Below are 23,478 nucleotides of genomic sequence, written 5' to 3' on the forward strand. Positions count from 1 at the left end.
CGGTTCGCGAGCCCTCCTCTGCCGTTATCCTACCCATGCGGCAACGCTTCACTGGATTGTGGTCAAGCCTGCAATTATATCCAAACCAAAATCCGCCTACCGACAAAAGGCACTCGACAAGCGATCATGACCGTTCTCATCAATCAGCCTCACCCGTCCATCGATCCAGCCTCTATTGAAAAGCTGGTGACAACCTTCTACGGACGCGCGCGCGAAGATGCCGCCATCGGGCCGATTTTTGCCGAGGCGGTCGACGATTGGGATCATCACATCGCGCAGATCACCGCGTTCTGGTCGTCGGTTATTCTCAAGACCGGCAATTATGAAGGCCGCCCCATGGCCCCGCATCTGAAACTTGGACTGAAGAACGAACATTTCGACCGCTGGCTCGATCTTTTCGAAAAGACCACGCGCGAATTCTTTCCCCCGGAAGCTGCCGTCATTTTCATCGACAGGGCACGTCGCATTGCCGACAGTTTTGAAATGGCAATCGCCACCAATACGGGACAGATCTCCGCGCCCCGGCATTCCCGACGTGCTCTTTAACCAAAAGATCACGCAACTCTTGCGGGCAATATCGCATATCTTGTCATCGAATATTTAACTATATAAGCATGTCTGCAGAATAGCAGGACTGCAATGTCCCTACGTCAACAGAAAATAAAGGCTTGCGGGAGCAGAAAAAGCCGGACGCACCCTGATGTGTTTGCGATGTTGCTAACATTCACAACTTATCACTTGCGTAAAGAGACAGAATTTCGAACAGTCGCCGCAGCTTTTTGAGAAGCTTGAGAGATCGTACCGCCGCATCAACCCACACGCGAACCTTCGGCTCGGGCGAATAAGCAGGGAGTTAGATTATGAATGAATCCATTCGCGAACTTTTGGCCAAGGTCGGTGGTCTGCCTGGCCCCGTAACCGACGTTGCCGATGATGCAGATCTTTACAGCGCAGGCCTGTCCTCTTTTGCCTCGGTTCAGCTCATGCTCGGGCTGGAAGACAAGTTCGATATCGAATTTCCGGACCAGTATCTCAACCGCAAGTCTTTCGCGAGCATCAAGGCCATTGAACAGACGGTCACCCAGATACTCAAGGACAAAGAGGCCGCATAATGAATGCCGGAGCGGGGAACAGTCTTTTGGAGCGCGCAGGCCGCGTAGCGGCCATAGCGGGTAAATTTTCCGATAGCGTCGATAAGGAAGGCCGCTTCCCGCGCGAAGCAATCGATGCGATGAAAGCCGAAGGTTTGCTTGGCATTCAGGTGCCGAGCGAGCTCGGCGGCGAGAGCGCGGAGATCGACCAGATTGCCGAACTGTGCTGCATTCTGGGCCAGTCCTGCGCGTCGAGCGCCATGATTTTCGCCATGCACCATATCAAGCTTTCTAGCCTGGTGGAGCACGGCCAGACGGTTGGATGGCACCGGGATTTCATGCACAAGGTCGCGAAGGATCAGCTGCTGCTGGCCTCGGCAACCACCGAAGGCGGCATTGGCGGCGATCTGCGCAATTCGATCTGCGCTGTCGAAGTCGAAGGCGACAAGTGCCGTCTGGAAAAGAACGCCACGGTCATCTCTTATGGCTCCCACGCGGATGCCATTCTGATCACATCGCGCTCCCACAAGGATGCCGCATCGTCGGATCAGGTGATGACGGTGTTTACGAAAGACCAGTACACGCTCGAAAAGACCCATGATTGGGACACGCTCGGCATGCGCGGCACCTGCTCTGAAGGGTTTGTGTTCCGTGGCGAGGCCGACAAAGTACAAATCCTGCCGCATCCTTTCGCGGAAATCGCCGCGCAGTCCATGCTGGCACAATCGCATACGCTGTGGAGCTCGCTCTGGTATGGCATTGCCGTTGATGCGGTCAACCGGGCGCAAGCATTCGTACGTGCCGCCGCAAAGCGCAATCCGGGTGCGCCACAGCCAGGCGCTCTGCGCGTTGCCGAAGCATCCAACATGCTGCAGATGCTGAAGTCCGAAATCGTTGCCTGCCTCAAGACTTATCGCGAGGCGAAGCACGATCCCGACAAGCTGGCCTCGATGGGCTTTGCGATTGCGATGAACAATCTCAAGGTTGCCGCTTCGCAGACGATCCTTCAGATCATCAATCACGCCATGCTGGTCTGCGGCATCATGGGCTACAAGAACGGTACGCCTTTCAGCCTCGGACGCCATCTGCGCGACGCGCATTCCGCGCAGCTGATGATTTCAAACGAGCGCATCCTCGGCAATACGGCTACCATGCTGCTCATCCACAAACAGAACACCAGCCTTTTGGGATAATTGCCATGGATGCTCAGAGATCCTTTCTCGACCGGCTTTTCGATTCCGGTCTCCTGATCGACACCGGCGTGGAAGGTCTTTACGGACGCTCCGGCCAGTTCGAAGATGTCATCCAGGCATTTGAACGCCTGATCGACCGCACCGGAGGCAATGACGGCGCCGAAGCGATCCGCTTCCCGCCCGGCATGAACCGCGCTTTCTTTGAAAAAAGCGGCTACATGAAAAGCTTCCCGCAGCTGGCTGGCACCGTGCACAGCTTCTGCGGCTGCGAGCTTGACCATATCAACCTGATCAAATGCATGGATGAAGGCAAAGATTGGACGCTGGAGCAGAAGGCAACGGACATCGTTCTGACGCCGGCCGCCTGCTATCCGCTCTATCCGACCGTCGCCAAGCGCGGGCCGCTGCCGCAGGGCGGCGGGCTTTACGACCTGCAATCCTATTGCTTCCGCCACGAACCATCGGTCGACCCTGCCCGCCAGCAGCTGTTCCGCATGCGCGAATATGTGCGCATGGGCACGGAAGCCGATGTGATGGCGTTCCGCCAGCTCTGGATCGACCGTGGCACGGAAATGATGAAGAAGGTCGGGCTGCCGGTTGAAATCGACGTCGCCAACGATCCGTTCTTCGGGCGTGCTGGCAAGATGCTGGTCAACAACCAGCGCGACCAGAACCTGAAGTTCGAACTGCTGATCCCGATCACCAGCGTCGAAAAGCCGACCGCCTGCATGAGCTTCAACTATCATCAGGATCAGTTTGGCTTGAAATGGGGCCTCTCGCTCGATGACGGTTCTGTGGCGCACACCGCTTGCGTCGGGTTCGGACTGGAGCGCATCGCGCTGGCGCTCTTCCATCATCACGGTCTGGATGTTGAAATCTGGCCGGAAAATATACGCAAGGAATTGTGGGGCTGATCGCACTCATGCAGGCTGTCTTTCCGAACATCGCGCCCGACCGTTACACGCCGCACGCTTTGCATGCCCAGACGCGTATCTGGCCGGAAACCAACTGCTATGTGGATCTGTGGATCGAAGTGCTGGCGACCTTGGGCGTTGCCCCGGAAGCCATGCTCGGCTTCACGCTGACACAGGATTTCGAGGGCGACCAGTTCACCTTCTTCAAGGTGCCGCTGGAAGACCTCGAAGCCCTTTATGGCGTACGGGCGACAGAGCTTGCGATTTTCGACCACGTGGAAAGCCATGTCGCCGAGCAGATCGCACGCGGACGGCTGTGCATGGTTGAGATGGATAGCTACTTCATGCCGGATACGCATGGCGTCAGCTATCGTACCGAGCATGGCAAGACCACCATCGCCATCAACCGCATGGACGTCGAACATCGCCAGCTCGATTATTTCCATAATGGCGGTTTCTATCACCTTGAGGGCGAGGATTTCGACGGGGTCTTCCAGCGTCATCTGACTGACGCTGACCTCCCCTTCCTGCCCTATACGGAATTCGCCAAGTTTCCGAAGCATATGCCGGATGAAGCGCATCAGCGACGCGTTGCCGAAATCCTTCTGCCGCGCCATTTTGCCCGCAGGCCGAAGGAAAACCCGATCCGCGCCTTTGCGAGCGCGTTCCCCGCTCAGGTGGAAGCAATCGCGGAACGCCCGTTCGGCTTCTTCCATAAATATGCATTCAACACGCTGCGCCAGCTCGGCGCCAATTTTGAACTTGCGGCAAGTCATCTTGAGTGGCTCGGACAAGGCAAGCGCTTTGCAACAGCCTCCGCAGATGCCTTGCAAATCGCGGAAACGGCAAAGGCCGTTCAGTTCCAGCTTGCCCGTGCCGTCATGCGCAAGAAGTTCGACGCATTGGCCGGCACGCTTCACCCCGCAGCAGATGCCTGGGATCGGCTGATGGCAGCGCTTGCCACGGAACTCGGCCGCGATGCCGCTTGAATTCAATCCGACGCGCCGCCTGCTCTCGACCGGCTGGCGGCTTGTTCTCAGCGGCCTGGATGCGGCGCAAGCACCGCACCACGTCAAGTCCGATGACAGCATCAATGATGCTCCCGTACCCGGAACGGTCGCGGAGGCTTTGGAAAGTGTCGGACGTTTCGACCGAAAAAACCCCACGCCCCTCGACAATCAGGACGCCTGGTATTTCCTCGATATCGAGGAAACATCCGGTCCTGCCACACTCCATTTCGATGGGCTTGCCACCATCTGCGACGTCTTTTTCAACGGCGAATTGCTGTTGCAAACTGACAGCATGTTTCTCAAGCATGATCTGCCCGTAACGCTGACCGGCAAGGACGAACTTGCGCTCTGTTTTCGTGCACTCGCGCCCCGTCTTAATCAGAAAGGCCCGCGGGCCCGCTGGCGCACGCAGCTGATGAACACGCAGGGCTTGCGTCTCGTCCGCACGACCGCGCTTGGCTATATGCCGGGCTGGTGTCCGGAAGTTCATGCCGTGGGTCCATGGCGTCCGGTTTCAATCAGCCGTCCCGATGCTGAAACCATATCCGGTATCGCAATTCGGGCAAGATTGAGCGAAACAGGCGATGGCGAATTTGAAGCCAGTTTCAGCTACAACGGCAAGGCCGAAATACTCACCCTCCATTGCGCAGGGCAACAGGCCACTTGCGAACACCAGAACGGCGATCAGTGGACTGCGAGACTGACGCTTTCCAATATTGAACCATGGTGGCCACACACGCATGGCAATCCTGCGCTTCACAATGTCGAACTTTCGCTCGACGGCGAACTACGCCTGCTGGGGCGCACCGGCTTTCGCCGCATCGAGGTCGATCGGGGGGCGGACGGCAAGGGTTTTGCACTCAGGATCAATGGCGAGAAGATCTTCTGTCGCGGTGCCGTATGGAGTTCAGCCGATATCGTTCGCCTTCCCGGTACGCGCCGCGACTACGAACCATGGCTGAAGCTCGCGCAGGAAGCGGGCATGAACATGCTGCGATTGAGCGGCATCACCGCCTATGAAACACCGGATTTCTACGCACTTTGCGACGAAATGGGCATCATGGTCTGGCAGGACTTCATGTTCGCCAATTTCGATTATCCGGTGAAGGACGAGGCATTTGTCGGGAACGTACAGGCCGAAGCGCGTCAGCTTCTCACCGCCATCGGACATGCGCCATCGCTGACGGTTCTTTGCGGCGGCAGCGAAATTTACCAGCAGGGCGCGATGATGGGCTTGCCGGAAGCAACCTGGAAAGGTCCGCTTTCCGACGAAATCCTGCCCGGTATCGCAAACGCGCTTTGCCCGAATATCCCCTATGTGCCGAATTCGCCCTGCGATGGCGCGCTGCCCTTCATCAGCAATGAAGGTGTCAGCCATTATTATGGCGTCAGCGCCTATTGCCGTCCGCTGGAAGATGCACGGCGGGCCGAAGTGCGATTTGCGACCGAATGTCTGGCCTTCGCCAATGTGCCCGAAGCACGCACACTGAAAACCCATCTCGATGTGCCGCCGGTTCACGATCCGCGCTGGAAAGCACGTGTGCCACGTGATCGCGGCGTGTCCTGGGATTTCGAGGATGTGCGCGACGCCTATCTGGAGATGTTATACGGTTACGATCCGGCTCGGCTGCGACGCGAGGATGTGGAACAATATCTCCATCTTTCCCGCGCCGTTACGGCGGAAGTGATGGAAGCGACCTTTGCCGAATGGAGGCGTCCGGGAAGCACCTGCTTCGGCGGGCTTGTCTGGATGTTTCAGGACCTCCTGCCCGGTGCCGGGTGGGGCATGATCGATGCGACCGGCGAGCCCAAGCCCTCGTGGCACGGCCTCAAGCGCGCCTTCCGTCCGCAGCAGGTCGCCTTCACCGATGAAGGCGTCAACGGCCTTGCGATTCATATTCTGAACGAACGGGCAGAAACCGCTGACTTTTCGCTTGAATTAGCGTGTCTGCGTGCTGGTGTGCAGCCGGTGGTTTCGGGCCGTCGTGAAATTTCGATTGGCGGTCGTTCAGCGATCACCATCCCGGCAACTGATCTGTTCGGCGCGTTCTTCGATACCACCTACGCCTATCGCTTCGGCCCCCCGGCGCATGACGTGACAGTGGCGCGATTGAAACGTAATGATATTACTATCGCCGAAGCCTTTCACTTTCCGCTTGGGCGGACAAAGGCCTTTCATGACGCCGCTGTCGAAGCCGTCATTGTCGAAGAAAACGGCAACTGGTTCCTTGATCTCACAGCGCCGGTTCTGGCTCAATCCGTCTGCATCGATGCGGGCGATTGGCGCGCAGCGGAGAACTGGTTTCACCTTGCGCCCAACGCAACCAAACGCGTCGCCCTTATCCCGCGCATCGAAACACCGGAGAAGCCAACGGGAGAAATTCGCATCGCTGGTTCGTCGCGGATCGTCTGGTTCTGACTATTTCAAGGCCAAGGATATTTCAGGGACAGGGAACGGATCGCGTCGATATATATTTTGCGCGAATGCTCCGGCGTCAGATTATGATCGGCATCGGGAACAATGGCTACCGACACATTGTCGAAGCCTCGCACGCCGCTGCCAGCCTGATCGAAATAGAAATTGAAATGTTCGCGTCCGGTATCCTTTTCAGCATAGACCAGCGCCAGCGGCACCTCGCGCTGCTTCAATTCGCTGAAGGCTGAATAAACCGCCCTCCCTTCCGGCGAGCGGCTGCGCAGAAGCTTGCGTGCCAGCCCGCGAACACGCCCGACAACCCCGCGCGCAAGATTGCGCAGGATGGCGCGGATATCCAGTTCACCGCGGAACAGACGCAGGAATGTTTCGACGCGGAGTGCGCGGCTGCCATAATCCTCCAGCGTGCGATTGCCTTCACGAACGGCATCGTCGACCGAACGTCCCGGTGCCCAGTAAAACGTAACCGGATTGACCAGAACCGCGCCGGAAATGCGCTCATCCTTGACGGCACAATGGAATCCCATAAACGCACCGCTGCACCGCCCTGCCACGATGGGCCGCCCCCAGCCAAGAGCGTCGAGATAATCAAGGGCTTCGGCAACATCGGCCTCTGGAGCCTGGGTGTAGAGCACCTGTTCCGGCATGCCCGGATTGGGCGGGCTATCGCCAGCATTGGCAATATCGAAGCGCAGGGATGCTATCCCGTCCCGCGCAAGCTTGCGTGCCATATCGACGGTGGTGCGGCCCCACCCGATCCGCCGGTCATAGGAGGAGGACAGGAACATGACCGTCCTGCCCTGACGCTGGCCCTGAGGCGCGCAGAGAACGCCGGAAAGACGATTGCCCAAGCCGAAAGAAACGGGCGTCTCGACAAAGCCATCGCCGGTCAAGGTGCCGCCGAGGGCGTTTTCGTCCGGCCTGTTTTGTGCGAGCTTGGAGCCTGCAAGACCAGCCACCCAATCGACAAGCCGGTCCGCGACCTCCAGCGGCAGGCGCGAGATAACGGGGTTCGAAATCAGCTTGTCGTAATCGGCAAAAGCCTCAACCGTCACATCCGCGCCGAGCTTTTCCAGATGCGCCGCGAGTTCGGCATCGTTCGGGCGATCTGTCCGCGCCAGCAGAAGACATTGCGGTGCAGGCGCCACTTCCAATGACAGAAGATTGATCTTCTTCACATCGGCAGCCACCTCCGGCTGCATTGTCAAAGACGCGATGGAAACGCTGTTCTTGATTCTTTGCTCGTCCGTCAGCCCCAGATCGGCATCGACCATGCTCGACCAGACAGCCAGTTCGCGCGTGTAGAACCGTCCGGAAATAACCGGAGCCAGAAGCGCCACTGCCGCAATGCCGTCGATCCGGGCTGCGGTTTCGGCGGCAACCGCCGCACCAAGGCTTTGCCCGATGATAACGACGCGGCTTGCCCCTGACAGGACGCGCGCTTTCCGGGCGGCCTCGACCAGCGTAACGCGCCAGAGGTCCATACCTTTTGAAAAATCGATATCGTCGCGTCCGTCGCCGGTGCCGGGCCAGTCAAAACGGAAGGACCCTATGCCCCGCGCCGAAAGCCTGTCAGCGATGATGCGCCAGAACTTTCGCGTCGTGCAAAGTTCCTCAAGCCCCCAGGGACTTGCAAACAGGACAACCGTATCGAGGGCTTGCCCCGCGGGCCGCTCATAAAGCCCGAGCGTATCGCAGAAAACGACAGGGCTGGCGGCAGGCCGCATGATATTTGCCGATTGCCCGAAGGATGTCGTGTGTTCCACCCTGTCATCCATGCCCGATGCATCCCTAATCACAGAAGTACCATCCTGCCATAATGGAAATCGTGCACAGCACCAAGGATTTATCGCAACGTTTGCGAAAGCGTAGTCCTGCCGCACATCAGGCGCGGCAGGGCTGCAGTCTGAAGATCAGGCCGCTGGCTTGGTCTTTTCACCCTCAAGCAGCTTCTCGTGGCGGAGCAGCATGCCATAGAGATCGCGCGGTTCGTCCGGATCGGCCAGCAGATCCAGCTGTTCGTAAAGGCCGGTGTCCTTCAGCTTGTCACGCACATAGCGCAGAGCCGAAAAATCTTCCGTGGCGAAACCGACGGAATCGAACAGCGTTATCTGGCGGGCATCCTTGCGGCCCACAGTCTTGCCGGTGATGACTTCCCAAAGCTCATTGACCGGATAATCTTCCGGCAACTGCTGGATTTCGCCTTCGATGCGGGTCTGCGGCGGATATTCAACGAAAATATCGGAACGGCGCAGGATGTCGCCATGCAGTTCGGTCTTGCCGGGGCAATCGCCGCCGACCGCGTTGATGTGCACGCCGGCGCCGACCATATTGTCGGTGAGGATCGTCGCATTGGCTTTGTCGGCGGTAACGGTGGTGATGATGTCCGCTCCCTCGACGGCTTCCTCCACGCTCTTGCAGGCGACGATGTCGAAACCGGCGCCCTGCAGGTTGCGCATGCACTTGGCAGTCGCTTCTCCGTCAAGATCGTAAAGGCGCAGCTTGTCCACACCCAGGATCGCCTTGAACGCCAGCGCCTGAAATTCGCTCTGCGCGCCATTGCCGATAATCGCCATGGTGCGGGCATTCTTCGGTGCCAAATGTTTTGCGGCAACTGCCGAAGTTGCGGCGGTGCGCAGCGCGGTCAGGATGGTCATTTCGGTCAAAAGCATTGGATAGCCGCTGCCGACATCGGCAAGCACGCCGAAAGCCGTAACGGTCTGAAGCCCCTCACGCGTATTTTTCGGGTGGCCGTTGACATATTTGAAGCCGTAAAGCGTGCCGTCGCTCGTCGGCATCAGCTCAATCACGCCTTCCTTCGAGTGCGACGCCACACGCGGGGTCTTGTCGAAATTTTCCCAGCGGCGGAAATCTTCTTCGACATAATCGGCGAGCTCCTTGAGGAAGGTCTCGACGCCGACGGAAAGCACCAGCTTCATCATGTGATCGACGCTGACGAAGGGGACGATATTGAGGTTCGGTTGGGTCATCATTGCTCCTTGAGCATTTGGCAGCCAGACGCGCTGCATCAGTAACTGATGGTCGGGCGATCCATGACGCTGCGGCCCAGAAGGCTCGCCATCAAGTCCACCATGACGGTGGCAGTGCGCCCGCGCTCATCGAGAAAAGGATTGAGTTCCACCAGATCGAGGCTCGTCACCAGCCCGCTATCATGCAGCATCTCCATGATGAGATGCGCTTCGCGGAAGGTTGCGCCACCCGGTACCGTGGTGCCGACGGCGGGCGCGATGGAAGGATCGAGGAAATCGACGTCGAGACTGACATGCAGAAGTCCGTTTTCGGCCTTCACGCGCTCAAGGAAACGGCGCAGCAGGGCGGCAACGCCGTGCTCATCGATCAGACGCATGTCATAGACGGCAACTTCCGTTTTCTTGATTGCCTCGCGTTCGGCAGGATCGACGCTGCGAATGCCCAGCATGCAGACATTTTGCGGCTCGACTGGTGCGGCGAGCTTCGGGAAGTAGCCTTCAAAGCCCTTCTGGCCGGTATAGTAAGCGACAGGCGTGCCATGCAGGTTGCCGCTCGTCGTCGTATCCAGTGTGTGGAAATCCGTGTGCGCATCGAGCCACAGGACGAATTGCTTGCGGCCCATTTCAGCCGCTCGGCGCGCGATTCCCGGAACCGTGCCTGCCGCCAGAAGGTGGTCGCCACCAAGAAAGATCGGAAATCCGTCCGCGCTTTCGCGATAGGCTGCCTCGCTGATGGCCTCGATCCAGGCGACAGCCTGCGGAAGCGCCTTGATCGCAGGATTTGGGTGCTCCTGCGGATGCTGCGCGGCAGACGCCAGATTGCCCAGATCGGTAAACGAGTGGCCAAGTTCCTCGATAGCCGACGCAATACCAGCAGCCCGATAGGAATCGGGGCCCATATTGCAGCCCACGCGGCCAGTGCCTTCCTGAACGGGCAGTCCCAGAATCTTGCAATGCATAAATTGGATTCCTTCTAACATCTGTATCGAGATTCATCATTTATGCTTGGCGATGTGAACCAACCGGATTGGCAATTTTAACGGTTTGGTTTATCAGAATGTCGGATTGGCTTTTCAAAATGGAGAAAACATGGACGATCTGGACGAAAAGCTGATTACGCTTTTGCGCCATAACGGGCGACGCAGCATCTCTGATATCGCAATCGATCTTGGCGTTTCACGCGCGACTGTGCGCTCACGCATGGAGCGGCTCGAACAGTCTGGAGACATCATCGGTTATACGGTGATCCTGCGCTCTGACGCTGTCGATCTGCCGGTGCGCGGCATCATGATGATCGAAATTGAAGGCAATGTCGCCGACCGTGTCGTCAAGGCACTCGGCGGCTTCTCGGAGGTTTCAGCCGTCCACACCACCAATGGCCGTTTCGACCTGGTGGTGGAACTGGGCGCTGCCACACTCACCGATTTCGATGCGGTGCTGCGCCGCATTCGGCTGGTGCCGGGCATCAAGGCCAGCGAAACCAACCTCCTGCTGGCAACGCCGCGCTCGACGCGGGCAAGGCTCTGATTACAAAACCCGGCATTGGTGCCGGGTTTTGCATTTCATGATCAGGCAAGCACCGGATAATCCGTATAGCCCTTCGCGCCGCCGCCATACATATGCTGCTGGTCGAGTTCGTTCAGCGGCGCATTGTCCTTCAGGCGGCGTACCAGATCGGGATTGGCGATGAAGGGCTTGCCGAAAGCAACAACGTCAGCGCGGCCGCTTTCAACTTCCACTTCGGCCAGTGCACGGTCATATCCGTTATTGACCATCCATGCAGCCTTGCCGCCCGCATCGCGATAGACTTGCTTGAGACGCGCATAATCAAAAGGCTGCGGTCCCTGCTGGAAATCACGCGGGCCGCCTGTCGCACCTTCGATGATGTGGATATAGGCCAACCCGTAACCTGCCAGTCTCTCGATCACATAGTCGAAAAGCGGTTGCGGATCGGGATCGGAAGCGTCATTGGCGGGCGTGACCGGAGACAGACGAATGCCGACCTTTCCGGCACCGGCGGCCTTCGTGACGGCGTCCACGACTTCGAACAGGAACCGGGCGCGATTTTCAATCGAGCCGCCATATTCATCGGTGCGGTGATTGCTGCCCGAACGCAGGAACTGGTCGATCAGATAGCCGTTTGCAGCATGGATTTCCACGCCGTCGAACCCCGCCACTTCAACCGCATCCTTGGCAGCCTTGCCGTAGGTGGCGACGATTTCCGGCAGTTCGCTCTTGTCCAGCGCACGCGGTTCCGAGGTCGGCGCGAATTCGCCCGTCCCGTCCGGATGGACCAGATAAGTCTTCGACTTCGCCGTGATCGCGGAAGGCGCGACCGGCTGACCACCATTCGGCTGCAAGGTGGTGTGCGAAATGCGGCCCACATGCCACATCTGCACGACGATCTTGCCGCCTGCGCTGTGCACGGCATCGGTCACGCGCTTCCAGCCAGCGAGCTGTTCAGCGGAATAAAGACCCGGAACATCGGCATAGCCCTGTCCCTGATGGCTGATCGGCGTTGCCTCGGTAATAATGAGACCCGCACTGGCGCGCTGCTCGTAATAGGTGACGTTAAGATCATTTGGCACGGCGCGCGGCGAGCGATTACGCGTCAGCGGCGCCATGACAATGCGGTTCGCGAGCTTGAGATCGCCTATGGTAACGGGATCGAACAATGAGGCCATGGATACTTTTCCTTCAAGTGGGAAAGATCGGTTGCAGGATGGATTAAAGATCGGACACAGCTTTGATGAAGGCTGCTATTGCTTCCTCATCGCGCTTGTAGAAGGTCCATTGGCCGACACGGTGGGGCCTGATCAGCCCCGCCTTTGTCAGCACGGACAAGTGAGCTGAAACGGACGACTGGGAGAGGCCGCACCGTTCGAACTGGCCCGCGCACACGCCCATCTCCAGAGGCATGTGCTGGCCGGAGAAATGGTTCTCCGGTTCCTTGAGCCAGCTCAAAATGTCGAGGCGCACCGGATTTGCGAGCGCCTTGAGTATCTCGTCCAGAGGTATGGGCTGAACATCCGACATCGCAGTCACCTCGCTGATCTTCCGATGCATATCGTCATTTCCCGATATAAGTATTGCTTGAATCCGATTTATAAAGATGCATCCCAATCACATCGCCGTGAACCGCCTTTCCTGTGGAACATCGCCCCTGCCTTGATTGCGCCCGAGAAGCATCCGACTATGTTCGCCGTAATCGTGTAGAATTGGGAAGCATATGGCGGATATTACCAAGCGCATTGCCGGGATCATCGCGGCAGAAATCAACGCAAAACCTGATCAGGCAATTGCGGCTATAAGCCTGCTGGATGAAGGTGCGACCGTGCCCTTTGTCGCGCGCTACCGCAAGGAAGTCACCGGAGGCCTTGATGATACGCAGTTGCGCCAGCTTTCCGAACGCCTCGCCTATCTGCGCGAACTGGAGGCCCGCCGCGCATCGATCCTGGAATCGATCCGCGGTCAGGGCAAACTGACGCCCGAACTCGAATTCAAGATCGCAGGCGTCGAAACCAAGGCCGAGCTGGAAGACCTTTATCTGCCCTACAAGCCGAAGCGCCGTACCAAAGCGGAAATCGCCCGCGAGCGTGGATTGGGGCCGCTTGCTGAGGCAATCCTTGCCGACCGCAGCCTCGTGCCAGCCGAAATCGCCACGCAATACATCACCGCCGATGTTGCCGATGTGAAGGCTGCACTGGATGGCGCGCGCGACATTATCGCAGAAGGTTTTGCGGAAAATGCCGAACTGATCGGCAATCTGCGTAATTACCTGAAGGAGAAGGCCGTTCTGCGCTCGCGTGTCGTGGATGGTAAGCAGGAGGCGGGCGCGAAATTCTCCGATTATTTCGATCATGCCGAGCGCTGGGCGACCGTGGCCGGCCACCGTGCGCTGGCCATGCTGCGCGGGCGCAATGAGGATTTCCTGTCGCTCGACATTGAAATCGACGCCGACGACACCTCGCCTATAAAGCCGGTCGAACGCAAGATCGCTGCCGCCTATAATATCGGCGCAACACTTCCGGGCGACCGTTGGCTGATGGAAGTTGCAGGCTGGGCATGGCGCGTGAAATTGTCGCTTTCCCTGTCGCTCGATCTGATGCGCGACCTGCGTGAGCGCGCCGAAGAAGAAGCCATCAACGTCTTCGCCCGTAACCTCAAGGATCTGCTGCTCGCAGCCCCTGCGGGTTCGCGCGCCACCATGGGACTTGACCCCGGTATCCGCACCGGCGTCAAGGTCGCGGTGGTTGACGGCACGGGCAAGCTGCTCGACACAACGACGGTTTATCCTTTCCCGCCGAAGAACGATGTGCGCGGCACGCAGGCCGAACTCGCAAGCCTCGTCCGCAAACACAAGATCGAACTGATCGCGATTGGCAACGGCACCGGCAGCCGCGAGACGGAACGTCTCGTGGTGGACATGCTGTCGGACATGCCAGCTCCAAAACCGCTCAAAGTCATCGTGTCGGAAGCAGGCGCTTCGGTCTATTCGGCGTCCGAAACCGCCGCCGCCGAATTCCCGCAGCTCGACGTATCGCTGCGTGGCGCCGTTTCCATCGCGCGCCGCCTGCAGGACCCGCTCGCGGAACTGGTCAAGATCGAACCGAAATCGATCGGCGTCGGCCAGTATCAGCACGACGTCGATCAATCCCGCCTGGCGCGTTCGCTGGATGCGGTGGTCGAAGACGCGGTGAACGCTGTCGGCGTCGATCTCAACACGGCTTCCGCCTCGCTGCTGGCGCGTGTTTCGGGACTTGGAAAATCTCTCGCCGAAGCAATCGTTGCGCATCGCGATGAAGCCGGAGCCTTCAAGAACCGCAAGGAGCTTTTGAAAGTCGCGCGCCTCGGCAACCGCGCTTTCGAACAATGCGCAGGCTTCCTGCGTATTGCAAACGGCACCGAGCCGCTGGACGCTTCTGCCGTTCACCCGGAAGCCTATGGCGTAGCGAAGAAGATCGTTGCCGCTTGCGGACGCGATGTGCGTAGCCTCATGGGCGATAGCGCGGCGCTCAAAAGCCTTGATCCGCGCGTCTTCGTGGACGAACGTTTCGGCCTGCCGACCGTGCGCGACATCATTGCCGAATTGGACAAGCCAGGCCGCGATCCGCGTCCGGAGTTCAAGACCGCGACCTTTGCCGACGGCATCGACGACATCAAGGACCTGAAACCCGGCATGATGCTGGAAGGAACCGTGACCAATGTTGCGGCCTTCGGCGCTTTCGTGGATATCGGCGTGCATCAGGACGGACTTGTCCATGTTTCACAGCTTGCCGACCGTTTCGTGAAGGACCCGCATGAAGTGGTGAAAGCAGGCGATGTGGTGAAGGTGCGCGTGACGGAAGTGGATGTGCCACGCAAGCGCATCGGCCTTACGATGCGCAAGGATGGTGGCGAAGCTCCAGCGCCGCGTGGCCCTGCAAACCGCGACCAACGGCCCGCTAAAAACTTCGCGCCGCAACGCAAACAGGAGCAGCCATCAACCGGCGGTTTCGGGGCTGCTTTGCTGGAAGCGATGAAGAAGAAGTAAGCCGGACGCTTCCCCTCGCCCTCACCCTGAGCTTGTCGAAGGGTCGAAGGGCGAGGGAAAACGCAAAACCGCCCCTCTCCTTCGAGACGGCTCCTTTCGCAAAGCTCAAGGAGCCCCTCAGGATGAGGGACTGGGCTGAGCCAAGCTCACGATCAGCTTGTTGGAGTTAGATTAGATCTTGTTGCCGATCGGAAAGCCCGTCGACACCTTACGCACCGGCATATCATCGGTCGGAATGATCCAGCCATTGTGGATGGCAATGCGAACTTCGTCGCCTTCTTCCAGCCGCACGGGATCGCGCACTTCAAAATGCAGGTGAACATCCGGCTTCGCGAGGGGCGCTGCCTCTATCCGCGAATTACCGCCCCGATAGACGGAGCGTTTGACCCGAACGGGGATGCCGCCCGCTTCGACAAGTTTCAAATCTTCTGATCGCACACAGAGCTGCGCATTCGCGCGCGGCATTTCCGTGCCCGAACACCGGACTTGCGCGCGGCTTCCCAGCACCAGCGCTTCGCAGTGTCCCGCTTGAGCAAAAGACACCACTTCCGCAGGCAGCACCATGCCATGCGCGATGAAGGACGCGACCATTTCGCTGGCCGGTTCCTCATAGAGCTTGCGCGGCGTGTCGAACTGCTGAAGCTTTCCATGGTCCAGCACCGCAATACGGTCGGCCAGCGCCATGGCTTCCGCCTGATCGTGGGTGATATAAATGATCGTTGTGCCGGTGCGCTTGTGAAACGCGGCGAACTCGTCTTCCATCGAGGCGCGCAGATGCACGTCGAGATTGGCGAGCGGCTCATCGAACAGAACCAGCGACGGCGCTGCCACCAGACAGCGTGCAAGTGCCACGCGCTGACGCTGCCCGCCGGAAAGATTGGCCGGACGGCGGTCACCGAAACCTTCAAGATCGACCAGCGCCAGCGCTTCCTTCACGCGGCGTTCGCGCTCAGCCTTCGCAACTTTTGCCACCCGCAGGCTGTAGCCGACATTTTCCGCCACCGTCATATGCGGCCAGAGCGCATAATTCTGGAAGACGATGCCGACCTGCCGTTTCTCGGGCGGCACGCTGCCGTCAACATGGGAGACACGCGTTTCGCCAATATGGATTTCTCCGCCGTCGACGTCTTCAAATCCCGCGATCATACGAAGAAGCGTGGTCTTGCCGCAACCCGATGGTCCGAGAATGGCAACAAACTCGCCATCCTTCACATCGAGAGACACTTCGGACAAGGCCTGAAACTCATTGAAGGTTTTGGAAACCTGGTCGATTTTCAGTCGCGCCATGGCAGGACTCCATTTGGAAGACGCCGGGCAAACAGATTGGTTGCAAGCATCAGCAAGAACGTCACCGCGACGGCCAGAATGGATATGGCCGCAGCATAGGCGGAATCGCCCGCCTGTTCGAAAGAAAACATCACCACCCCCAGCGTTTCCGATCCTGACGCCCAGAGAAGCGCCGAAACCGTCAACTCGCAGAACGCGGTCATGAAAATCAGCACGCCGCCCGCAAGCGTTGCCGGTGCGACAAGAGGAAATATAATCGTACGCAGCCGATAGAAAAGCCCCGCGCCCGCAACACGCGCGGCCTCCTCCATCGCACGGTCGATCTGATGCAGCCCGGCGACCGTCGGCCGCAGCGCCAGTACAAAGAAGCGTGCGAGGTAAGCGAACAGGATGATCCAGAGCGTATTGTAGAGGCTGACGCCGACAACCGGCAGCGGCTTGAGGAACATCAGCAGGCAGGCAATGGCCAGCACGACGCCCGGCAGAGCATAAGGCATTTCGGCTGCGAAATTGAGCACCGGCGTCCAGCGACGCTTGCGCCATGCCAGCATATAGGCAAGCGGGACCGCGATCAGGACAGCAAACAACGCTGCCGACAAAGACAGGACCACACTATTGCCAAATGCGCGCGCAGCACCGGCATGTTCCAAAAGGACGAAGCGGAAATTCTCGACCGTCGCCGTCGCAAACGTCAGCGGCACGCCATAGGCTGGAACCAGAGCGGAAAGCGTGAGCCCGATCAGCGGCAAGAAGAGCACGACAACGATCAGCAGCCAGGCGGCCGCTTCCACCGTCACACGCCAGCGACCAAGCGCAAAGGGAGCCGCTGGCAAAGACGTCGAAACAATACGGAAATCACGTCTGCGGGACGCATATTCCTGTGCAGCAATCCCTGCCATGGCGATCAGACCGATCAGCACCGACAGCACGGCAACGCTGGACAGTACGGCTGGTCCTCCACCCGCAAGACGCTGATAGATCAGCGTCGGCAGGACGAGATAGTTCGACGGAATGCCCAGAAAGGCAGGAATGCCGAAATTGCCGACGCAGGAGACAAAGGCAAGCGCTGCCGCACCGATGATCGATGGGGTCATCAGCGGCAGAATGATGGTGCGCAGCACCGTCCATTTGCCGGCACCTGCGCTAAGGCCCGCTTCCACCAACTCGCGCGGCAGTTTGCGCAGGCCAGCACGCACGATCAAAAAGACCAGCGGTCCATATTGCACGCCGAGCAGAAAGATAATGCCCCAGACGGAGTAGAGCGGATTGCGGCTGCCAAGCGGTGGAGCCATGCCGATGATCTTGAGAAACTGGCTCGACGGTCCGAAAAGCTGGAGCCAAGCCAGCGCTGTTACCTGTGGAGCGATCAAAAGCGGGGTAACATAGAAAAGCACGAAGACATTGCGCCCGCGCATATTCGTCAGCCCAACAAGCAAAGCCGCGACAATGCCGAACACCAGCGCCAGAAACGTGCCGCCAATACCGATCTGCAGCGAATGCCATGTCGCCACCCAGGTCGACTGACTTCCAAGTGTTTCCACCAGCGCCGAAGTCGAAAGCTGTCCTTGTGGCGCGACCAGTTCAACCAGCAGCCTGCCCATCGGCAGAAGCGACAGAACCGCCACAATCAGTGTTACGCCAGCAATCAGGGCCGCATCGCGGCCCTGAAGGTCTTTTATGATGCGCATCGAAATGCCTTATCCGCCAAACAGCTCGGAGAACTGCTTCTTGTCGGCATCAGTCTGATCAAGAACCTTCTGGGTTTCGATAGACATGATGTTGATCTTGGTGCCTTCCGGCAGCCATGCCGGGCGACCGACACCTTCCTTGGCAGGCAGATACCCCTGCTCAAGCGCCAGCTTCTGGCCGTCATCCGACAGGATGAAGTCAACGAACTTCTTGGCGCCATCGACGTTCTTGGCAGTCGCCATGATCGCAACCGGTTCAGTCACCGCAGGCACGCCTTCAGAGGGGAAGACAAACTCGATCGGCGAGCCCTTGGCCTTTGCGTTGAGCGCCATGAAGTCAACGAGAATGCCGTATGGCTTTTCGCCGCTGGCGACAGACTTCAGCACAGCGCCATTGCCCTTAACGCTTGCCAGTTCATTGGCCTTGAGGTTCTTGAAGTAATCCCAACCCAGATCCTTGTTGAGCGCAAAGCCGCTCAAGAGATAGGCGGCAGCACCTGAATAAAGCGGGTTCGGCATAACCACCTGCCCCTTGTAGTCGGCCTTGGCGAGATCGGCCCAATGTTCAGGCTTCTGCGCGGCACCGGTATTGTAGGCGATGCCGGTGGTAATCAGCTTGGAGCCGAAATAGGTCTTGTCGGCGTCATAGGCATCAGCAGCAAAGCCATCGATCTTGGCTTCCGGATAGGCGAGCAGGCGCTTGTCCTTCTTGAGACCTTCCATCGTTACCGCGTCGGCGATGAGGAGAACGTCGGGCTGCGGTGCGCCAGCGGAGAATTCGGCGGCAAGCTTGGTGAGGAGTTCGCTCGTGCCGGAACGGAAAATCTGCACTTCCGTTTCCGGATTGGCCTTGCGGAAAGCTTCGACCGTCCGGGTCGCGTCCGCTTCCGGCTGCGAGGTATAGAGCGTCAGCGTATCGGCCTGCGCTACGGCGATGGAAAGAGCAAGAAGCGCAGGTACGGCGACGGCCCGCTTCAGCATCTTGTTCATGGGGTTTGCTCCTCGGATTTCGGTGTAATGCTCGCCAGCATGACCGGCTATGCCGGCACAGTCCTGCCGCGTGCGAACTGATAGCGCACAGATGGTGTCATGGCGAGAGGCACGATCATTTCCATTCATGGTGCACCTGTCAAACATCCTGCGCTCTGAAACACGGAAAGCAGAAAGCCTTCCGGCGGAATCACGTCCATCGGAAGGCTTTTAAGGCATTGAATGTTCATGGCCATCAGCAATCCGCATCCCTCCTGCATGGAGAAGATGCGCATCGCAATAGAGGAATTGCACTGCGGTTTTATGACAGCCGCACACGCATTCCCGGTAAAAAGATCAACACATCAGACAACCATCCCGGCCACATGGGCGATCTGCGCGCCCGCCTCGTAATAGGCTTCGCGCACGCTGCGGAAATTCTGTTCCTTCGGATCGCTCACCGGCAGCGGCAGATCGGCCTCAGTTATCTCGCCCGATACAAGTTTCGCAAGATGCTTGCCGAAAACCGTTCCGGGCGCAATGCCGCGACCATTGTAGCCGGAGAAGCCAACCACATTGCGGGCAAGGCGATGGAATTTCGGCAGGCTGTCATTGGTCATGCCGATCTTGCCGTACCATTCGGTTTCGAACTCGACTTCGCCAATCTGCGGGAATATCCGCCTGAGCGCTTTTTTCGCCCAAGCCTTGTGCACCGCGGCACCCGTATTGCGCAGCGCACCGACGCTTCCGAAAACAAGGCGGCCCTGCTGATCGAAACGGAAGGACGAGAGGACTTCCTTCGTGTCCCAGACACCCTGCCTTTCCGGCAGGATGCTCTTCTTCAGATTGTCGGAGAGCGGCTTTGTAGCCATGTTGAAATAAGGCAGGTGCACCAGTTCGGCGCGCACTTCCGGCCATGGCGCATTGGTATAGGCATTCGTTGCCACAACCACCCAATTGGCCGTTACAGACCCCTTTGCGGTCTTCACGACCCACTTGCCGTTCTTTTCCTCGGCACCTATCACCGGGGTACCCGTAAATACGGTTGCGCCAGCGGCAATGGCGGCATGGGCAAGCCCGCGCACATAGGCAAGCGGCTGGATGGTACCGGCGCGCAGATCGAGAAGCGAACCCGCATAGGCTGTCGTGCCAACCTTGGCCTCGGTTTCCTTCGCATCCAGCAGCTTCACGTTGGCGCCGCGACGCGCCCACTGTTCATAACGGTCTTCGAGTTCTTCCAGGCCCTTTTTGCCAACGGCACAATGGAGCGTGCCCTGCTTCTCAACTTCGCAGGCGATCTTGTGTTTTTCGATGATCTCGAAGACGAGCTTCGGCGCATTGCCCAGAACGTCGAGCAGGCGATCACCATATTTCTGGCCAAGCACGCCGGGCAGATCATCCGGCATGACCCACATGCCAGCGTTCACCAGACCGACATTGCGGCCCGAACCGCCATAGCCGATCTCGACCCCTTCGAGAACGATGGCTCGGGTGCCTTTTTCGGCCAGATGCAATGCCGTCGAGAGACCGGTGAAGCCGCCGCCCACAATCACCACATCCGCAGTCAGGTCCCCTTGCAGCGCAGTCGTCTTGGGAGCGGCAGGAGCGGTCTTTTCCCAAAGACCATGAGAGCGCGGATCGTTCAGCATCGAGAGCAACCATTTCAAACCGAGCATTTCCAGCAAAAGTGTGAAGCGGCTTTGCGTTCGGAAATGCGTAAAAACAAATAGTTAGAGCGGTTCCCGGTCTTTTAGCGATCGACCGCCCACGTGGAATACAGGCACACTGCCTGGCTGTTTCTATTTCACGCTGCGAAAGCCGGTTGGACAGCGTTATTTGCGCAACAATTCATTCCGGTTTGGAATGAACCAGCGGTGAATAATCGGTATTTCCAACCTGCCCGGCAATCCATTGACAGAACACTTGTGTCAGCGGATTTTCCAGTTTCCCTTCCGGCACCACGAGATAATATTCATTTTCCGTGCGCATCGGCTTTTCGAAAAGCAGCACCAATTCGCCACTCCGCAATTCCTGCTCAATCAGGTACAGCGGCAGAAGCGCAAACCCCATACCTGCCAACGCCGCGCCGATAACCATCGAAAACTGGTCGAACCTGTGCCCGCGATAAGCCGACTGGCCTTCGACCCCGCAGCTTTCAAACCATTGCGCCCACATTTTGGGCCGCGTCGCAAGATGCAGCAGGGGCTCGCTTTCAAGCTCTTCCGGCGCGGACGGGTGACGGGCCTTCAACAGGCTCGGGCTGGCGACTGGAACGATCACTTCGCTGCACAGGAACGAGCAGGTGGCATGTGCCCAGACCGGCTGTCCATAATGGATCGCCAGGTCAAAAGGCTGTTCCTCGAAGTCGAAGACGCCGGAACGGGACGCGACATTGAGCGCAATTCCGGGGTGTTTTTCAACGAAGTCGGGAATGCGGGGCATCAGCCATCGGGTGCCGAAAGTTGGCAGGGTGGCAATGCTGAATGACGAGGTTGACTGCGCCGAGGCCATGGCCCTCAGCATCGTGTCCTCGGTCTGGTTCAAAAGGCGCCGCACTTCCGGCAGGAATTTCCGGCCGGCATCGGACAAAAGGATTCGCTGACGAATACGCTCGAACAGCAGAACGCCAAGCTGGCTTTCAAGATCCTTGATCTGGCGGCTCACCGCGCTCTGGGTGAGATTGAGTTCATGTGCGGCCTGCGTGAAACTTCCGTGGCGGGCAGCGCATTCGAAGGCCTGCAACGTGGCGATGTCCGGGATCAATCTCCTGCTCAGCTTCATTCCATTCTCGCATTAACATAGTTGCTTTCGTCGCAAGCATAACCGCAAAACGGTCTATATGATACATTTTCATCATAATCCATGCATGTTCCTCCCAAGCACGACATGCATCGCCCCAAGATGCCCCATTCGACGGAAATTTTCGCAATGAAAGACCAGAAATTCGTTTCGCCGGATGCCATTCGCTCCGCTTTCTCGGCAGCAATGTCGGCCATGTACAAGGAAGAAGTGCCCGCCTATGGCACATTGATGGAACTCGTCGCCGATGTGAATGCCAAGGTGCTGGCGGATGACAGCCACTTGCATGAACGCCTGACCGAAACGGATTCGCTCGAGCGCATTTCGGAAGAACGCCATGGGGCGATCCGCCTCGGCACCGCCGCCGAGCTTTCCATGATGCGCCGCGTCTTCGCGGTCATGGGCATGTTCCCGGTCGGCTATTACGATCTGAGCGCCGCTGGCGTGCCGGTCCACTCCACCGCCTTCCGCCCGGTCGATGACGCCGCCTTGAAACACAATCCGTTCCGTGTCTTCACCTCGCTGCTGCGTCTCGACCTCATTGCCGATGAAAAGCTGCGCGCAGAATCGGAAGAAGTTCTGTCGAAGCGCAATATCTTCACCGCCGGAGCCGTCGCTTTGGTGGAGAAGGCCGAAGCCGAAGGCGGCCTCAACGATGACGACGCCAAAACCTTCGTCGCTGAAGTGCTGGAAACCTTCCGCTGGCACGACCGCGCCAATGTCAGCGCCGAACTTTATCATCGCCTGCATGACGCACACCGCCTGATCGCCGATGTCGTGTCGTTCAAGGGGCCGCACATCAACCACCTGACGCCGCGCACGCTCGACATCGACGCCGTGCAGGCCCAGATGCCGGAACGCGGTATTAACCCGAAGGCCGTCGTGGAAGGCCCGCCGACCCGCAACTGCCCGATCCTTCTGCGCCAGACCTCGTTCAAGGCGCTGGAAGAGGAAGTCTCCTTCATCGGCAGCAATGGCGAATGGACACCCGGCTCGCATACCGCCCGTTTCGGCGAGATCGAGCAGCGCGGCGTGGCGCTGACGCCGAAGGGTCGTGCGCTTTACGACAAGCTTCTCAACGACACTCGCGCAATTGCCCGCCCTGCTCCCGATGGCTCCAATGCGGCTGAGTATGTAAAGGCGCTGGGCGACACGTTCGCCGCTTTCCCCGACACGTGGGCAGGCATTCGCGAACAGGGCCTTGGCTACTTCGCCTATTCGGTCAAGGATTCTGCAAAGCTTGAAGCTTTCAAGCCGGGTACCGATATCGAGGTTCTGATTGAAGCTGGCGCCGTCCAGTTCGACCCGATCATCTATGAGGACTTCCTGCCGGTCAGCGCTGCCGGTATATTCCAGTCCAATCTGGGTGACGATGAAACACAGGAATTTGTCGAAAGCCCCAACCAGAAGCGTTTCGAGGATGATCTGGGCGCGAAAGTGCTCAATGAATTCGAGCACTATGCCCGCATCGAACGCGAATCCATCGAAGCCGTACAGGCAGGCTTGAAGGGCCTCGAAGCGGCAGAATAAACGCATAACCCCGAAGAGTTGCAGACTTTTCGGACTGGAT

The 23,478-nt window shown here is 58.6% G+C and carries 19 protein-coding genes; 9 read left to right on the forward strand and 10 right to left on the reverse strand.

The genetic code is table 11. The annotated features are described in order from the left end of the window. Positions 1–126: 126 nt before the first annotated feature. The 6 genes from AC0TOF_RS21310 (at position 127) to AC0TOF_RS21335 (ending at position 6,627) form a co-directional block, all read left to right on the forward strand. Positions 127–546 (forward strand): group III truncated hemoglobin, encoded by a 420-nt coding sequence (locus AC0TOF_RS21310; protein WP_473769708.1) that lies wholly within the window; start codon positions 127–129, stop codon positions 544–546. Between the two features lie 314 nt (positions 547–860). Next, the gene (locus AC0TOF_RS21315) at positions 861–1,112 is read left to right on the forward strand and encodes an acyl carrier protein (RefSeq protein WP_122001342.1); all 252 of its coding nucleotides are present in this window, start codon (positions 861–863) and stop codon (positions 1,110–1,112) included. Continuing rightward, entirely contained in the window at positions 1,112–2,284 is a 1,173-nt protein-coding gene (locus AC0TOF_RS21320; protein ID WP_473769709.1) for an acyl-CoA dehydrogenase family protein, read from the forward strand. Before AC0TOF_RS21315 ends, AC0TOF_RS21320 begins: the two co-directional genes overlap by 1 nt. Before the next feature lie 5 nt (positions 2,285–2,289). Next, positions 2,290–3,198, forward strand: coding sequence for an amino acid--[acyl-carrier-protein] ligase (locus AC0TOF_RS21325; protein WP_122001344.1), 909 nt, complete (start codon positions 2,290–2,292; stop codon positions 3,196–3,198). An 8-nt stretch (positions 3,199–3,206) separates the two neighbouring features. Beyond that, entirely contained in the window at positions 3,207–4,187 is a 981-nt protein-coding gene (locus AC0TOF_RS21330; protein WP_473769846.1) for a DUF1839 family protein, read from the forward strand. Further along, positions 4,177–6,627, forward strand: a complete 2,451-nt coding sequence (locus AC0TOF_RS21335; RefSeq protein WP_473769710.1) for a glycoside hydrolase family 2 protein — start codon at positions 4,177–4,179, stop codon at positions 6,625–6,627. The genes AC0TOF_RS21330 and AC0TOF_RS21335 overlap by 11 nt, the downstream gene beginning before the upstream one ends. Before the next feature lie 5 nt (positions 6,628–6,632). Here AC0TOF_RS21335 and AC0TOF_RS21340 read toward each other — a convergent pair whose 3' ends face one another. The 3 genes from AC0TOF_RS21340 to rocF all read right to left on the reverse strand — a co-directional run bounded on the left by AC0TOF_RS21340 (position 6,633) and on the right by rocF (position 10,591). After that, positions 6,633–8,420: an alpha/beta fold hydrolase gene (locus AC0TOF_RS21340; RefSeq protein WP_473769711.1), complete on the reverse strand. Its 1,788-nt coding sequence runs from the start codon at positions 8,418–8,420 to the stop codon at positions 6,633–6,635. 135 nt (positions 8,421–8,555) lie between these two features. Beyond that, on the reverse strand, positions 8,556–9,632 hold the full coding sequence (locus AC0TOF_RS21345) for an ornithine cyclodeaminase (RefSeq protein WP_473769712.1): 1,077 nt from the start codon (positions 9,630–9,632) through the stop codon (positions 8,556–8,558). Positions 9,633–9,670: 38 nt separating this feature from the next. Continuing rightward, complete coding sequence (rocF, locus tag AC0TOF_RS21350) at positions 9,671–10,591, reverse strand: arginase (RefSeq protein WP_473769713.1); 921 nt, start codon at positions 10,589–10,591, stop codon at positions 9,671–9,673. Positions 10,592–10,721: 130 nt separating this feature from the next. Here rocF and AC0TOF_RS21355 point away from each other — a divergent pair, with 130 nt between their 5' ends. Further along, complete coding sequence (locus AC0TOF_RS21355; protein WP_122001350.1) at positions 10,722–11,159, forward strand: Lrp/AsnC family transcriptional regulator; 438 nt, start codon at positions 10,722–10,724, stop codon at positions 11,157–11,159. A gap of 41 nt (positions 11,160–11,200) precedes the next feature. Here AC0TOF_RS21355 and AC0TOF_RS21360 read toward each other — a convergent pair whose 3' ends face one another. Further along, the gene (locus tag AC0TOF_RS21360; RefSeq protein ID WP_122001351.1) at positions 11,201–12,316 is read right to left on the reverse strand and encodes an alkene reductase; all 1,116 of its coding nucleotides are present in this window, start codon (positions 12,314–12,316) and stop codon (positions 11,201–11,203) included. 43 nt (positions 12,317–12,359) lie between these two features. Further along, the gene (locus AC0TOF_RS21365) at positions 12,360–12,668 is read right to left on the reverse strand and encodes an ArsR/SmtB family transcription factor (protein WP_122001508.1); all 309 of its coding nucleotides are present in this window, start codon (positions 12,666–12,668) and stop codon (positions 12,360–12,362) included. A gap of 193 nt (positions 12,669–12,861) precedes the next feature. On the opposite strand from AC0TOF_RS21365, the gene AC0TOF_RS21370 reads away from it, so the two are divergent. Continuing rightward, positions 12,862–15,165 (forward strand): Tex family protein, encoded by a 2,304-nt coding sequence (locus AC0TOF_RS21370; RefSeq protein ID WP_473769714.1) that lies wholly within the window; start codon positions 12,862–12,864, stop codon positions 15,163–15,165. A gap of 171 nt (positions 15,166–15,336) precedes the next feature. Here AC0TOF_RS21370 and AC0TOF_RS21375 read toward each other — a convergent pair whose 3' ends face one another. From AC0TOF_RS21375 to AC0TOF_RS21395, 5 genes are all read right to left on the reverse strand, one after another. After that, a complete protein-coding gene (locus AC0TOF_RS21375; protein ID WP_473769715.1) occupies positions 15,337–16,452 on the reverse strand; it encodes an ABC transporter ATP-binding protein in 1,116 nt (371 codons plus the stop codon). Beyond that, positions 16,440–18,140 (reverse strand): ABC transporter permease, encoded by a 1,701-nt coding sequence (locus AC0TOF_RS21380; RefSeq protein WP_473769716.1) that lies wholly within the window; start codon positions 18,138–18,140, stop codon positions 16,440–16,442. Before AC0TOF_RS21380 ends, AC0TOF_RS21375 begins: the two co-directional genes overlap by 13 nt. 9 nt (positions 18,141–18,149) lie before the next feature. Next, positions 18,150–19,130, reverse strand: a complete 981-nt coding sequence (locus tag AC0TOF_RS21385; protein WP_473769717.1) for an ABC transporter substrate-binding protein — start codon at positions 19,128–19,130, stop codon at positions 18,150–18,152. A 344-nt stretch (positions 19,131–19,474) separates the two neighbouring features. After that, positions 19,475–20,758 (reverse strand): NAD(P)/FAD-dependent oxidoreductase, encoded by a 1,284-nt coding sequence (locus AC0TOF_RS21390; RefSeq protein ID WP_473769847.1) that lies wholly within the window; start codon positions 20,756–20,758, stop codon positions 19,475–19,477. A 199-nt stretch (positions 20,759–20,957) separates the two neighbouring features. Further along, entirely contained in the window at positions 20,958–21,890 is a 933-nt protein-coding gene (locus AC0TOF_RS21395; protein WP_122001356.1) for a LysR family transcriptional regulator, read from the reverse strand. Between the two features lie 147 nt (positions 21,891–22,037). Here AC0TOF_RS21395 and hglS point away from each other — a divergent pair, with 147 nt between their 5' ends. Beyond that, a complete protein-coding gene (hglS, locus tag AC0TOF_RS21400) occupies positions 22,038–23,438 on the forward strand; it encodes a 2-oxoadipate dioxygenase/decarboxylase HglS (RefSeq protein ID WP_473769718.1) in 1,401 nt (466 codons plus the stop codon). The last annotated feature ends 40 nt before the right edge of the window (positions 23,439–23,478 follow it).

Source organism: Ochrobactrum sp. PL_is501 (genome assembly GCF_055816895.1).

Excerpts from the sequence above, each read along its gene's own strand:
- hglS (WP_473769718.1), top strand. The coding sequence starts at position 22,038 with ATGAAAGACCAGAAATTCGTTTCGCCGGATGCCATTCGCTCCGCTTTC.
- AC0TOF_RS21325 (WP_122001344.1), top strand. The coding sequence starts at position 2,290 with ATGGATGCTCAGAGATCCTTTCTCGACCGGCTTTTCGATTCCGGTCTC.
- AC0TOF_RS21355 (WP_122001350.1), top strand. The coding sequence starts at position 10,722 with ATGGACGATCTGGACGAAAAGCTGATTACGCTTTTGCGCCATAACGGG.
- AC0TOF_RS21330 (WP_473769846.1), top strand. The coding sequence starts at position 3,207 with ATGCAGGCTGTCTTTCCGAACATCGCGCCCGACCGTTACACGCCGCAC.
- AC0TOF_RS21395 (WP_122001356.1), bottom strand. The coding sequence starts at position 21,890 with ATGAAGCTGAGCAGGAGATTGATCCCGGACATCGCCACGTTGCAGGCC.
- AC0TOF_RS21390 (WP_473769847.1), bottom strand. The coding sequence starts at position 20,758 with ATGCTGAACGATCCGCGCTCTCATGGTCTTTGGGAAAAGACCGCTCCT.
- AC0TOF_RS21320 (WP_473769709.1), top strand. The coding sequence starts at position 1,112 with ATGAATGCCGGAGCGGGGAACAGTCTTTTGGAGCGCGCAGGCCGCGTA.
- rocF (WP_473769713.1), bottom strand. The coding sequence starts at position 10,591 with ATGCATTGCAAGATTCTGGGACTGCCCGTTCAGGAAGGCACTGGCCGC.
- AC0TOF_RS21360 (WP_122001351.1), bottom strand. The coding sequence starts at position 12,316 with ATGGCCTCATTGTTCGATCCCGTTACCATAGGCGATCTCAAGCTCGCG.
- AC0TOF_RS21310 (WP_473769708.1), top strand. The coding sequence starts at position 127 with ATGACCGTTCTCATCAATCAGCCTCACCCGTCCATCGATCCAGCCTCT.
- AC0TOF_RS21335 (WP_473769710.1), top strand. The coding sequence starts at position 4,177 with ATGCCGCTTGAATTCAATCCGACGCGCCGCCTGCTCTCGACCGGCTGG.
- AC0TOF_RS21385 (WP_473769717.1), bottom strand. The coding sequence starts at position 19,130 with ATGAACAAGATGCTGAAGCGGGCCGTCGCCGTACCTGCGCTTCTTGCT.
- AC0TOF_RS21345 (WP_473769712.1), bottom strand. The coding sequence starts at position 9,632 with ATGACCCAACCGAACCTCAATATCGTCCCCTTCGTCAGCGTCGATCAC.
- AC0TOF_RS21375 (WP_473769715.1), bottom strand. The coding sequence starts at position 16,452 with ATGGCGCGACTGAAAATCGACCAGGTTTCCAAAACCTTCAATGAGTTT.
- AC0TOF_RS21340 (WP_473769711.1), bottom strand. The coding sequence starts at position 8,420 with ATGGATGACAGGGTGGAACACACGACATCCTTCGGGCAATCGGCAAAT.
- AC0TOF_RS21365 (WP_122001508.1), bottom strand. The coding sequence starts at position 12,668 with ATGTCGGATGTTCAGCCCATACCTCTGGACGAGATACTCAAGGCGCTC.
- AC0TOF_RS21380 (WP_473769716.1), bottom strand. The coding sequence starts at position 18,140 with ATGCGCATCATAAAAGACCTTCAGGGCCGCGATGCGGCCCTGATTGCT.
- AC0TOF_RS21315 (WP_122001342.1), top strand. The coding sequence starts at position 861 with ATGAATGAATCCATTCGCGAACTTTTGGCCAAGGTCGGTGGTCTGCCT.
- AC0TOF_RS21370 (WP_473769714.1), top strand. The coding sequence starts at position 12,862 with ATGGCGGATATTACCAAGCGCATTGCCGGGATCATCGCGGCAGAAATC.